General features: G+C 25.6%; 15 protein-coding genes. 2 read left to right on the top strand and 13 right to left on the bottom strand.

Going from position 1 to position 13,497, the window contains the following annotated elements:
* Nucleotides 1-36 precede the first annotated feature (36 nt).
* From MSROBK_RS03690 to MSROBK_RS03660, 10 genes are all read right to left on the bottom strand, one after another.
* Nucleotides 37-2,499, bottom strand: a complete 2,463-nt coding sequence (locus tag MSROBK_RS03690; protein WP_227991413.1) for a DEAD/DEAH box helicase family protein — start codon at nt 2,497-2,499, stop codon at nt 37-39.
* 42 nt (nt 2,500-2,541) lie between these two features.
* A complete protein-coding gene (locus MSROBK_RS11480) occupies nt 2,542-2,766 on the bottom strand; it encodes a phospholipase D-like domain-containing protein (protein WP_227991411.1) in 225 nt (74 codons plus the stop codon).
* Nucleotides 2,767-2,822: 56 nt separating this feature from the next.
* Entirely contained in the window at nt 2,823-3,353 is a 531-nt protein-coding gene (locus MSROBK_RS03685; RefSeq protein WP_040093164.1) for a hypothetical protein, read from the bottom strand.
* A gap of 265 nt (nt 3,354-3,618) precedes the next feature.
* Nucleotides 3,619-4,017: a transposase gene (locus MSROBK_RS13150; protein ID WP_416375032.1), complete on the bottom strand. Its 399-nt coding sequence runs from the start codon at nt 4,015-4,017 to the stop codon at nt 3,619-3,621.
* Nucleotides 4,002-4,454, bottom strand: a complete 453-nt coding sequence (locus MSROBK_RS13145; RefSeq protein WP_040093163.1) for an IS5 family transposase — start codon at nt 4,452-4,454, stop codon at nt 4,002-4,004. Before MSROBK_RS13145 ends, MSROBK_RS13150 begins: the two co-directional genes overlap by 16 nt.
* A gap of 359 nt (nt 4,455-4,813) precedes the next feature.
* Nucleotides 4,814-5,179, bottom strand: coding sequence for a transposase family protein (locus tag MSROBK_RS13140; RefSeq protein ID WP_416375436.1), 366 nt, complete (start codon nt 5,177-5,179; stop codon nt 4,814-4,816).
* On the bottom strand, nt 5,164-5,616 hold the full coding sequence (locus tag MSROBK_RS13135; protein ID WP_040093161.1) for an IS5 family transposase: 453 nt from the start codon (nt 5,614-5,616) through the stop codon (nt 5,164-5,166). Before MSROBK_RS13135 ends, MSROBK_RS13140 begins: the two co-directional genes overlap by 16 nt.
* 19 nt (nt 5,617-5,635) lie before the next feature.
* Nucleotides 5,636-6,076, bottom strand: coding sequence for a hypothetical protein (locus tag MSROBK_RS03670; RefSeq protein WP_040093159.1), 441 nt, complete (start codon nt 6,074-6,076; stop codon nt 5,636-5,638).
* 35 nt (nt 6,077-6,111) lie between these two features.
* Entirely contained in the window at nt 6,112-7,398 is a 1,287-nt protein-coding gene (locus tag MSROBK_RS03665) for a spiralin repeat-containing protein (protein WP_052443469.1), read from the bottom strand.
* Between the two features lie 133 nt (nt 7,399-7,531).
* Entirely contained in the window at nt 7,532-8,185 is a 654-nt protein-coding gene (locus tag MSROBK_RS03660; RefSeq protein ID WP_052443468.1) for a hypothetical protein, read from the bottom strand.
* Between the two features lie 551 nt (nt 8,186-8,736).
* Between MSROBK_RS03660 and MSROBK_RS13130 the strand changes: the two genes are divergently transcribed.
* Nucleotides 8,737-9,189 carry an IS5 family transposase gene (locus MSROBK_RS13130; RefSeq protein ID WP_040093157.1) on the top strand — a complete coding sequence of 151 codons (453 nt, stop codon included), beginning with the start codon at nt 8,737-8,739 and terminating at the stop codon, nt 9,187-9,189.
* Nucleotides 9,174-9,572, top strand: coding sequence for a transposase family protein (locus tag MSROBK_RS13125; protein WP_416375038.1), 399 nt, complete (start codon nt 9,174-9,176; stop codon nt 9,570-9,572). Before MSROBK_RS13130 ends, MSROBK_RS13125 begins: the two co-directional genes overlap by 16 nt.
* Before the next feature lie 234 nt (nt 9,573-9,806).
* Here the strand turns inward: MSROBK_RS13125 and MSROBK_RS03650 are convergent, their stop codons facing one another.
* From MSROBK_RS03650 to MSROBK_RS03640, 3 genes are all read right to left on the bottom strand, one after another.
* Nucleotides 9,807-10,610, bottom strand: a complete 804-nt coding sequence (locus tag MSROBK_RS03650) for a hypothetical protein (protein WP_040093155.1) — start codon at nt 10,608-10,610, stop codon at nt 9,807-9,809.
* Between the two features lie 291 nt (nt 10,611-10,901).
* A complete protein-coding gene (locus MSROBK_RS03645) occupies nt 10,902-12,602 on the bottom strand; it encodes a lipoprotein (protein ID WP_040093153.1) in 1,701 nt (566 codons plus the stop codon).
* Between the two features lie 339 nt (nt 12,603-12,941).
* Complete coding sequence (locus MSROBK_RS03640) at nt 12,942-13,493, bottom strand: DJ-1 family glyoxalase III (protein WP_040093152.1); 552 nt, start codon at nt 13,491-13,493, stop codon at nt 12,942-12,944.
* Between the last annotated feature and the right edge of the window lie 4 nt (nt 13,494-13,497).

The following is a 13,497-nucleotide window of genomic DNA, read 5'->3' as shown; positions in this document are numbered from 1 at the left end:
CACTTTTTAACTTCCAAAAAATATGTTTAAAAATATTTAGTCTTTTTCAATAAAAAATTTAGCCGTCAAATAATTATCTGTTAACATTGTCTCATAATGACCAAACCCAATAAAACAGTATAATTTTAATCCTAAATTTGACCACTTAGTATTAATTTTGTTTTGTAAAAATAAATATTTAACAATACCATTATTTTGAATGTCTTTTACTAACTTATTAGCCAGTGTCATTGTTTCAGGAATTGACCAATAAAAAACTTGTTCATCTGGTAAATATTTTGTTAATTTACCATACCCCGTTCCATCTTCATCCGCTAAAATAACTTGATTAACTTTATCAAATGTTAAATAACCAGCTTGAAAAGCAATAATTCGTAATTCCCCCCGTGTTAATAAAAAGTTTGTTCGACCAATAACTGATAAAACTTGTTTAACAGTATAAGTAATTCCTTTTAATAATGGCCTCGTCGTTTCAGAATGCATTTTTAAAGTTTCATGTTCTAATTTATATTGTAAAATAATTAATAATTCTGCCACAATAAGTTGATGATGATTAATAAAATATGTTACTAAATCAGGAATCATTGCATAATTTGGAAATAATGCAGTAAAAACAGCCATACTAGTTACTTCATATAACAATGATGTTATTAATAAATTATCATAATCTAAATTAATTTCGCCCGTGGGAAGCTTTTGACTTAACCGTAAAATAAAATAATTAATAAGGTGGTAACTATCTAAAAATAAGAATTGTTTTAACAAGCTTTTATTCCGGTTAGTATTATTTTCATCCGGTTGATAACGTTCAATATTACGACCAATTTTAACATAAAAATCATTTACATAATTATAAAATTGATATAATGATAAATCATAATCATGTAGTAAATGTTTTAAACCATCATTTTGATATTTTTGATAATATTCACGAATATGACTTTTAATTCTGGCACGGTTATCATATCATTTGCGTAAATTATTTAAAATAACTTTTTGTGATCGTTGTTCTAAAGTAATCGTGCAATTATAAGGTAACCCTTCGTTTGCTAATAATCCTTTTATTGACGTTAATTTTGGATCATATAAATTTTTAATTCCAATCGTAATATCATATTTACTATCAATGTTACTAATCAAATCATAAACTTCTAACCGACTTTTTAATTCTGTTTTTCGTAATCCCCGTCCAAGTTGTTGTAAATAAACTGTTTTAGAATTTGTTGGGCGTAATAAAATAATTGTGTTAATCTCTGGAACATCAATTCCTTCATTAAACATATTAACAACACATAAATAATTAATTCGACCAATTTTAAATTCATGTAAAATTCGTGTTCGTTGTTCACGATTTTCAGAAGTTAGATAATCAGCACGGAGATGATTTGCTCGTAAAAAAGTTGCGACTAGTTTAGCGTGTTCAGTTGTTACACAAAAAATCAGTGCTGTTGGTTTTGCATATAAACCCAAATATTTTTCAATCATTTTTAATAATAAATCATTTCGTGCTTTTGTATTTAACTTTTTAAAAAGTTCACTATCAGCATTTAAATCAACCCCTGTTAAATCAACTGTATTATCATCAATACAATAATAATCAAAGGGACATAATAAACGTTGGTTAATTGCATCTCATAGGCGTAATTCTGCTGCATATTCATTAGCAAAATATTTTTTAATTGATTTACCATCTTCGCGTTCTGGGGTTGCAGTTAACCCAAGCACTTGTTGTGGTTGAAAATAATTAAAAACTTGATCAAAAGTATTAGCAGCAATATGATGTGCTTCATCAAAAATAATCACATCAAAATGATCACGTTTAAACTGTGATAACTTATTAGCCATCGTTTGAATTGTTGCAAATAAATGCGCATTGTTTTCACTATTTTTTCCTTCATACATAACTTCCCCAAAAGTTTTATCCATTAAAACCCCACGAAAAGTTTGCAAAGCTTGATCTAAAATTTCTTTTTGATGGGCTAAAAACAACATTTTTACTGGTTCTCCACCTCTTGCTTGCTGTTGATAAAAATAATCAAAAGCGGCAACTACTGTTTTACCAGTTCCAGTTGCCATAATTACTAAATGCGCATTTTTTCCTAATTGGCGACGATATTGCAATGTTGTTACAATATCTTTTTGAAAATCATATAAATATTTCCGAATTGTTAAAAATTCAGTTGGCGTATTATTAAACATAGTTGCAATAGGAGCTGTCTGGTTTTGACTAATTCGTTCTAACAAATGGTTTCGAGCAAGTTCATCATTAAAATCAACTAAAACTTCATTTCATAATTGTTCAAATTCAGTAATAATTTCTGTAACTAAACGATGATTATTAATTGTTGTTAATTTAATATTCCATTCCCGTCCTGTTACCATCCCCTGATAAGTTAAATTTGAAGAACCAATGATTGCTGTTGAAACCCCATGGAAACGTTTAAAAATTGAAGCTTTAATATGAATTCGCTCACTTCGTTTTTCTAAGTTATCTTCCACTTTAATCTGAATATTATTATAAGTTGTTACTAATCGTGCTAATTATAATAAATTATTATATTCAGCTAAATCATCAAAAGTAGTAGTAATAATTCGAATTGGAATTTTATTAAGACAACAATACTTAATCGATGCTTCAATTTTATTAATAATCGCTTTGGAAATAAAGGGAAAAACAAAACAAACTTCATCAGCGGTTTGCATTTCATAATTTAATTCAACTAATAATTTTTGCTGATTTTGATTTGTAAACAATTTTTCTTGCATTTGTTATCATCTCACTCCTGTTTTCTTAATAAAATTATTTTGTTTGAAATAAATTGCTATACCATCATAATACCAAATTGATTCAATCAAACTAAACATTCTTTTAATCAAATAATATCTGTTTCAATTTTAGTAATAATATCATCAGCTACACGTTCAAAATTTCCTGAAAAATCAACTTGGGTTAATGTCATTTTCCTATCATTTCAATTTTTTACTAAATAAGATTGAAACAAAAATGTTAAAACATTTTGAACCACATCAACGGCAGGAATTGTTGGTGTCTTTGCTGCTAAGACAAGTAAGTTTTTACGAACTTTTGGATTTAAAATACTTTTAATTGCTCGTTCATAATGACCCCCAACGAAAAACACCCGTTCAAATAAATCATCCTCAAAACTAACATAAGTTAACGGATTAAAAAATTTAGTTGATACTCTGCGCGGCTGAATTGTAAATTCAGCAGATAATTTAGTGGTTGGTTGTGCGGTAAAAATTGGTAACCGATAGAATTCGTCTCTATTAATTTTAGGGTTAACTTTATTAATGACATGATGAATAATTGTACCAAACGAAATTTCACCCAAAGTATGTGATAAATTAAAAACAGTATCAATTTTAGTATTAATATTAAAATTAATTAACCTACTAGGTGCTGGTTCAAAAGTTTGACTAATATTTTTTAGAATAGACTTCTTGCATTACTTGTTAAAAAATTGCAAATATTTGTAAAAAAGATACTAATAGAAAAATATAATTTTAATTAATTATGTTTTTTATTTAAAAATTTAATATTTTTCCACAACGAAAAATTAATTTATTATTTAAATTATTTAATTTTAAATAAATATTTTATGTTAAATATAATAATTGTAAATTATAAATTGAGGCAATTAAATTAAATCTTAAACCAAATCTTTTTCTTCGATTACGATATTTTTCTGTAATAATTTTAAATTTTTTAAGAATAGCAAAAATATTTTCAATAATAATTCTCATTTTTGAAACTAGTCTATTATATTGCTTTTGTTCTTTGTTTAAAGGGTTTTTCTTTGTTTTCTTTGTAGATATTAGAACATTATTGTGATTTTTTTGTATTCCTTGATAACCACTATCAACTATTAATTTGGTATTTTTTAAAATTGGGATTTTTGATTCTTTAAATAAAGCATAATCATGTTTTTTTCCGAGCGAAAAACTTGTTGCAATAATTTTTTTGGTTTCTTGTTCGATAATTACTTGTGTTTTGATCGTGTGTTTTTTCTTTTTACCAGAATAAGATTGTTTTTGTCTTTTTTTGGGCGTTGGATTGGAGTTTCGGTAGCATCAATAATAATAGTTTTATCATTAAAATAATCATTTATTAGTGCTTTTTTACCAGCAAGTTGTTGAAAATCAGAGTTTTTAATTAAAATATCTTCAATTCACTTAATATTACGATAACAATTAGCCTCACTAATATCAAAACTTTTACCAAGATGAAAATAAGTCTGATATTCTCGTCAATATAATAAAGTCATCAATAATCTATTTTCTAATGATAATTTATTAGTTTTACCACCTTTTTTAAATTTTTCTATTTCAACAACTTTTAAAATATCTAACATTTTATTAAAAGTGGATTTTTTTATTCCTGTTAATCTTAACCATTCTCTATCATTAAGAGTATTAAATTTATTATTGTTCATATTTTTATGTCCTCATAAATTATATTTTATAATAATATTTTAATAAAAAAGGGTATCGCAAGAAGTCTATTATATTTATTCCTTTCTAATAACATAATTGTTATTTATTTAATTGTTGAATTAAGTCATCTAAACAAGTGGGGTCAAGTTGTATTTTTTTATTAGACTTCTTGCATTACTTGTTAAAAAATTGCAAATATTTGTAAAAAAGATACTAATAGAAAAATATAATTTTAATTAATTATGTTTTTTATTTAAAAATTTAATATTTTTCCACAACGAAAAATTAATTTATTATTTAAATTATTTAATTTTAAATAAATATTTTATGTTAAATATAATAATTGTAAATTATAAATTTAGGCAATTAAATTAAATCTTAAACCAAATCTTTTTCTTCGATTACGATATTTTTCTGTAATAATTTTAAATTTTTTAAGAATAGCAAAAATATTTTCAATAATAATTCTCATTTTTGAAACTAGTCTATTATATTGCTTTTGTTCTTTGTTTAAAGGATTTTTCTTTGTTTTCTTTGTAGGTATTAGAACATTATTGTGATTTTTTTGTATTCCTTGATAACCACTATCAACTATTAATTTGGTATTTTTTAAAATTGGGATTTTTGATTCTTTAAATAAAGCATAATCATGTTTTTTTCCGAGCGAAAAACTTGTTGCAATAATTTTTTTGGTTTCTTGTTCGATAATTACTTGTGTTTTGATCGTGTGTTTTTTCTTTTTACCAGAATAAGATTGTTTTTGTCTTTTTTTGGGCGTTGGATTGGAGTTTCGGTAGCATCAATAATAATAGTTTTATCATTAAAATAATCATTTATTAGTGCTTTTTTACCAGCAAGTTGTTGAAAATCAGAGTTTTTAATTAAAATATCTTCAATTCACTTAATATTACGATAACAATTAGCCTCACTAATATAAAAACTTTTACCAAGATGAAAATAAGTCTGATATTCTCGTCAATATAATAAAGTCATCAATAATCTATTTTCTAATGATAATTTATTAGTTTTACCACCTTTTTTAAATTTTTCTATTTCAACAACTTTTAAAATATCTAACATTTTATTAAAAGTGGATTTTTTTATTCCTGTTAATCTTAACCATTCTCTATCATTAAGAGTATTAAATTTATTATTGTTCATATTTTTATGTCCTCATAAATTATATTTTATAATAATATTTTAATAAAAAGGGTATCGCAAGAAGTCTAATTAATTGTGAATTAAAATATTGGGCCAAACCTAAATTATAAATTTCAACTAAATTAATTTTTTCCATGATTTTATCATAAAGTTTTAATAACCGTGTTCACTTAATCATATAATAAGAAACAACAACAATTAAACTAATTCCAATTAATAACATTAGAAGTGGTAAAAAAATTAAATAAATAGCAATACTTTTAACAACAAATAAAATACTAATAAAAATTCCCATTAATGTTAAAAACGGTCCTAAAAACAACATTCACCGAATTACTAGTTGATGTTGTTTTGTTGGTGGTTGAAATGAAATATTATTGCGATAATATGATTGTAATTGTCTATTAATAATTTCTTTACTTACTATTTTTCAATTCATATCCTTATTTTCTTGATTCATATTAACTTCCTCTTCTATTTTGATGATTGTTAATATTACATTGTTTTTTCTTGTAAAGTAATTTTAAAAGTAAACTGACCAGTAATTAATTTACTAGTTTCACTTGCAGTAATTGTAAACGTTACAACTGTCTTTGGTTCTTGTTTTTTATCACTAGGTTGATTATTCGTAATGATAAAGTCAAGCTTAGTCACCGTAATCAAAAGCGTCTTATTAATCGTTGTTGTTACTGCTGTGATAATTTCATTATTTTTATTTAGTGTTTCATAAAGAGCATCTGGGTCAGCAACAACGGTGATAGTTGTTCCATCAATTTTAACGGGGGTTAAATTTAATTTTGCTAATACAACCGTAAATTTAAAGGTACCATGAATTAAACTACTAGTTTCTGTTGCCACAACGATAAATGTTACTGTTTGACTTGGTGCTTGTGGTTCATTAACTTTTTGATCATTTGTTACAATAAAATCTTTTGTTGTAATCGTAATTTGTAACTTGTTATTAATTGTTCCAATAATGGCATCTAAAATCTCTTTGTTTTGATTTAATTGATCATAAGTAAACTTAGGGTTTGGATCAACTGGTAAATTATTAATTTCAACTTCGGAAATATCTTTTCGTGCTGATAAAGTATTAATAAAAGTAAATGAACCTTCAATTAAACTACTATTTGGTGCGGTAGTAACAGTAAAAGTTACAACTGTTCCTGGCAACTGTTTTTCATTTGGTTTTTGATCATTAGTAATAATAAAATCACTATTCGAAGCTGTAATCGATAAACGGTGATTAATTGCATCACGAACCGCTTCTATGATATCATAATTAGTATTTAACTTTTGATAGACCTCATTTTCTCTTGCAGAAGTTTTTAAATCTGGAACAATAACAGTTTTAATATTTTGTTTATTAACATCAGTGACTTTAATTTCAACATTATATGTGTTCCCTAGTTCAAATCCTTCTTGCACTAAATTTTGTTGATCAACAGAAATTGATGAATCAGGTGGGGCTAAAGTAATAGTAATATGAACAATTCCATCACGACTAACAGTTACTATTTGATCATTAGTAATATCCTTGTTTTGATATACAACCTGATATGTCGCAATTTTTCGTGCTGTAGGGTCTTGCGTTAAACGATAACGAATTTGCATAAAAGTATGTAAATTAGCTAAAATTTCAATCCCCGTTTGATTTGTATTAATTTGAAATGTTTGTAAAATGTTTTTTTCTTGGTGTTGGGGTGGGTTACAAGCAATTAAACTAAAACTAGAGGTTGCTGTAATTCCTAAACTAACTAAAATTAATAATAGTTTTTTCATTGATCAACTTAGCTCCTTTATTTCTTCTATTTTTTTCTATAAATTAATTATAAACAAAAAAAAGAATTTAAAAAGTCTTCATTTTAAATTCTTTAAGATAAATTATTGCATTATAATGCTAATCATATCTCCATTAAACAACTTTAAATTCAATTGTTTGTAAAAATTCATCTTTCTTATCAGTATTTGTTTCGTGCCTATCGGGTTTAAAGAAAAAACTATAACCAAAGGCATTGTAACTAAAGTTTATGTCTAATCATAGATAATATCCATCTTTATTCATTTTTCGAAATAATTGAAAAATTAATGCGTTTGAATTTTTTATTAAATTAATATTATCAGTATTAGTGTAATATGAAAGTCTTGTATCAGATTTAATTTTCGGATCTAATTTATCATTAAATATCTTAAAAATAGTTCTGAAAAATGGGATTAAATTTGCAAATGAATTATTATTTGTTTTAAAAGCAACTGCCTTATTTGCTAAAACATTAAAATTATTTTGGGTCATTTTAAAAACTAGTCTGTCATTATATGTTTCAATTTGATAATATTGTCATAATTTCATTGTTGTTTCCGCAAATTGATCTAATTTTTGATCAATAAATTGTTGTGACTGTAATACTTTAATTGGTGTTTTTAAGGTTTTAGATGAGTTTTTCTTGTTAAAGGGCAAATTTTCAATTGTAAAACTTTGTGGATAAAAAGATGTAACATTTCCTTTAACATAAACATAATAATTTTTTAAAGTACTTGGTTTAAAATATTTTTCCTTATAGAATTTCAAAAAATTTTCTGGTGTTAATTTCTGTGAATCATAACCACTACCTACCTATGATAAAACCGAATCTGATTTGGTTACGGTTTCAATAAGACGAAAGGAAGTACTAAAAGAACTTCAAGAAATACTTGAATTATTTTTAAATAAAATTCCTCTCGCCTTTAATTCTTGACCCACTATCGGCCAAATTGTATTATAACCATTGATAGCATCAAAATTATGTTGTAATGAATCAATGATTTCATAATTTTGCTTTTGAAAAAGTTCATCAATAAAAGTAATAAAATAGTTTTCAAGATTCTTCTGAATACCGCTTAAGGCTTAAACATCATTGCAAATAACAACAAGTCCTTGTGAATTCTGAGGTTGTTCAAGATCCTTAAATTTAATTGAATATGAAATACTAAAATTAATTGTAATACCCATAATACTATCATTATTAACTGTAATTAATTTTGCTAAATTATCAAAATTAATATGACTTAAATTAGACTTCTTGCGATACCCTTTTTTATTAAAATATTATTATAAAATATAATTTATGGGGACATAAAAATATGAACAATAATAAATTTAATACTCTTAATGATAGAGAATGGTTAAGATTAACAGGAATAAAAAAATCCACTTTTAATAAAATGTTAGATATTTTAAAAGTTGCTGAAATAGAAAAATTTAAAAAAGGTGGTAAAACTAATAAATTATCATTAGAAAATAGATTATTGATGACTTTATTATATTGACGAGAATATCAGACTTATTTTCATCTTGGTAAAAGTTTTGATATTAGTGAGGCTAATTGTTATCGTAATATTAAGTGAATTGAAGATATTTTAATTAAAAACTCTGATTTTCAACAATTTGCTGGTAAAAAAGCACTAATAAATGATTATTTTAATGATAAAACTATTATTATTGATGCTACCGAAACTCCAATCCAACGCCCAAAAAAAGACAAAAACAATCTTATTCTGGTAAAAAGAAAAAACACACGATCAAAACACAAGTAATTATCGAACAAGAAACCAAAAAAATTATTGCAACAAGTTTTTCGCTCGGAAAAAAACATGATTATGCTTTATTTAAAGAATCAAAAATCCCAATTTTAAAAAATACCAAATTAATAGTTGATAGTGGTTATCAAGGAATACAAAAAAATCACAATAATGTTCTAATACCTACAAAGAAAACAAAGAAAAACCCTTTAAACAAAGAACAAAAGCAATATAATAGACTAGTTTCAAAAATGAGAATTATTATTGAAAATATTTTTGTTATTCTTAAAAAATTTAAAATTATTACAGAAAAATATCGTAATCGAAGAAAAAGATTTGGTTTAAGATTTAATTTAATTGCCTCAATTTATAATTTACAATTATTATATTTAACATAAAATATTTATTTAAAATTAAATAATTTAAATAATAAATTAATTTTTCGTTGTGGAAAAATATTAAATTTTTAAATAAAAAACATAATTAATTAAAATTATATTTTTCTATTAGTATCTTTTTTACAAATATTTGCAATTTTTTAACAAGTAATGCAAGAAGTCTATTATAAAATGAAAGAAAATGTGTTTTTACAAATTAAATAAGAATAATCAAGAAAACATAACTAAAACCCACTAAGCCCGCGAAACAAAACCTAAATCTTGTTGCAATCGCGTTCAAGCAGTATATACAATAGCACTATTCCTTGAATCTCCAAAACCAAAACCTAAACTTCAAAACATCTTGGATCCTTGTGTTGAAAAACTCTGGTCCCTTGTAGCTTCGTTTTTATTTCAAGTTAGCCTTATCCAATATAAACAAAAATTATGTAAAAAAAATAAATTAAGATCTGGTAATGTTTTAGCAACATCACTTTGATTATTTGTAGTAACATATTTAATATTAAATCTTGCTGGATTAGTTAATGTTTTGAATGAACCAGTATAACCAAAACTATAATTTACCACAACTGCTTTTAAATCCTTAATTGGTTGTGTAGTTAATTTTTGTAATGCTACTACATCAACGTAATTTACTTTTAAATTTGAAAGACTCGTCTTAAAAGCAAACGGCATTGAATTAACATAATAGTTTGAGTATTTATTGGTAATTAATCGATTAACCTCATCAAAAACTGTTTTAAAATTATTCTCAAGAAAATTATTTATTTTCTCACCAAAAGGAGTGTCTAATTGCAATTCAACTTCTTTTTCCGTTGGATTAACTAAATCAAATAATTGGTTTAATTCTGGAATTTGATAATCATTAAAATTAAGAACAGCTTTTTCATTTGCATAATTTAAAAATACTTCATGAGCTTCATTCATAATCTTTAATAACAAATCTAAATCTTTTCTAATATCATTATCATCATCACTAGGGTCAACATTCGGCTTAGATGCACAACTAACAACGGTTGTTACTCCTGCTGTTAACAATGAGCAGGTTCCTAATAAGGCTAATATTTTTTCATTTTTTATGTCTCCTTATTAATATATTTATTTGTTGCTAAGTTTTTTATCATATTTTTCCTATATCACTAATTATAATTAAAAAAAGTAAGCACCCCTAAATTATTATAGGAATTATTGTCCTTAATTTTGTATTTTAAAATAAAAATGATTTGAAAGCATAGTTAACTATGCTTTCAAATCAGAATTTTTAATACTCTATTTTGAAGTATTTATATATGTAACAAAGATAAATTTAAAATACTTTTTCTTAATATCTTAATTCATCAAGTCCGATAATCATAAATCAAAATTGATATTTCCATTTGTTTCGTAAGCAATTTTATCATTATTTTTTGGAGTAACTTTAAATTTAACATTCATAAAACTAATTTTTATATCAGTTGCATTAAGAATTTGCGTTAAATCAGGTTGCTTATCACCTTCTTTAAAAGTTGCTTTAAAATCCTCTCACTGATTATTTTTATTTTTAAGTGATAACTTAACTGTTCCGGCAGTCATTGTAATGTTATTGTTATCTATTTCAGTATTGCTTAAACCTAAATTACGTAAAATCGTTGGTCCAGCAAAATTCATAATACTTGGCCCTAAATAAACATTAATTGCTGGAATATTCTCTTGTATCAGTGAATTAATTCCTTTTCACGTTTTTGGTTGTAAAATACTTTTCCCAACAGCATCAATCCCTTTTCCTTCATTTTGACTAAAAACATTTAAAATACTTGCAATTAATAAGGTTGGATTTAAGTGTAAAAAAACAAATGTTTTTGTAAAAGAACTAGGATGACCTTTATTACCAACAAGACTTTGATCAAAAACATCATCAAGTTCTATAGCAACTTCTAAAACGACATTCATAACTACTTTTCCAACAACTTTAAAAATATACTGATTATCAGCTTTCGTTGGTTCTCCTTTATACCCACTAAGTAAATGAAACATCAAACTATCAAAATTTGTTGCTGTATTTTCATAGAATCAGTTAGTTTCACCAAATTCAGTTTTAATATTTTCTTGAACATTTTTATTAACTGGTGACAATAAATATTGAATTAATGGTAAAACAGTATTATGAGTTGTTCCAATTCTTTCTTTGCCTTCTTTAAGGTATCATTGTAATAATGCAATAACATCTGGAGCAATATTATGCAATAAATCATTAACAGTTCCAGTTCCTTTTATGGTAATATCAGTTTTGTTCTCTTTAGTGGGTTTTACTACTTTAAAAGAAAACGATAAGTCTTTTGTTAAGAAATCACCAAGACCAAGACCAAGAACTGACAATCTATCGCTAATCTTTTTTAAAACATCATTAAACTTAGTAACAAAATCGGGGGTATTTATTTGTGATAAATCAATACTATTGATTAATTCTGCTGGCAATTCAATTAAGCCAAGATAACTATATAAATCAGCAATATTAATATATAATTCCGGCATAATTGGTGGTAGTGGAAATTTAATATTTTGAGTTGTATCCCCCACATCATTAATTTTATTAATGGTGCTTGCTAAAAACAGTAATTCATTTGTTGATCACTTAATTTTAACACTAAATAGTTCAGTTGATTTTTTCTCCAAACTAACAATTGCACTTCCATTATTCACAACTAATTTTCCTTCTGCTGCGGTTAGTGCTAATTGTGTTTTAAACTCATTAATGGTTGCTGCTGATAGAGCATTGCCATCAGAAATTTTTGGTTGCACAAATGTCGGATCAGCTTTAACGACTAACTTGTAACTTCCTACTGTTATTTTACTAGCTAATTCTGATGCTAATTTATCGTTTGTTATTTCTGATGAAGAAGCAAAAAATGGTGTATCAGTATATTGTTCTAATTGTTTTTTAATTTCATCAACTGACACATTCTGATCTTGAGGATGACCACAAGCAACAACTGAAACGGCGCTTGTCCCCACTAACGATATTGCTCCTAAAAGAGCTAATATTCTCTTCATATTATTCCTCCTATTTTTTAAAGTTTTTATCTAATTAATCTCATTAATATCTTTTAGTTTTATTTTTCAAAATTTATAATAACATTTTTTGTCATTATCAGTTAAAAATATTTTTTGTTATTAAAAAATAACAAACACCCTGTCTACCTCAATTAAGTTAAAAACCTCTTTTTTGGACAAAGGGAGTTAATAGCTAAGTTACTACAAACGGATCCAAGAGTTGTTAACAATTAATTTTAAATTACTTATGTTCCTTTGAGGTATTTTTATTTTACTCTTTTTATTTAACAAATTATTTGCTAAATTAAAATTATCTTGCAAATTATTTGCAAGATAATTTTAATCCCTAATGACTAATTCGTGATGTAATTCCATCACTTTTTCTGGTCCTAATACCCGATCAGCAATTGCCAACGCAAAATTCATTGTTGATCCAACCGAAGCCCCTGTAATAACGTTACCATCAGTAATTGCTGCCATTTCATCATTGTAAATTGCTTTTTCCATTCCTTTCGTACATCCTGGATAACTTGTTGCTTCTCTGTTGTCCAAGATTCCTAAATGCCCTAAAATTTGGGGAGCAGCACACACCGCAGCAATTGTTTTTTGATCACTATTTGCTTTTAATAATCAATCTTTTAACATTTCACTTTTTGTAAGATTATCAACGCCAACCCGACCGCCAGGCAAGATAAACCCATCATAATCTTCATATTTAACATCCTCAATTAATTTATCTGCTACAATTGTAACATTATACGCTGAAACAACTTCTCGTTTTTTCATGATACTAACTAATTCCAAGTTAATCCCACCACGACGTAATACATCAGCGGTAATAATTGCTTCACCTTCTTCAAAACCAGTTGCTAAAAACAATGCAAATTTCATAATA

Source organism: Spiroplasma poulsonii (assembly GCF_009866525.1).
Lineage (GTDB): Bacteria > Bacillota_I > Bacilli_A > Mycoplasmatales > Mycoplasmataceae > Spiroplasma > Spiroplasma poulsonii.
This window is presented reverse-complemented; position numbering and strand designations above follow the sequence as displayed.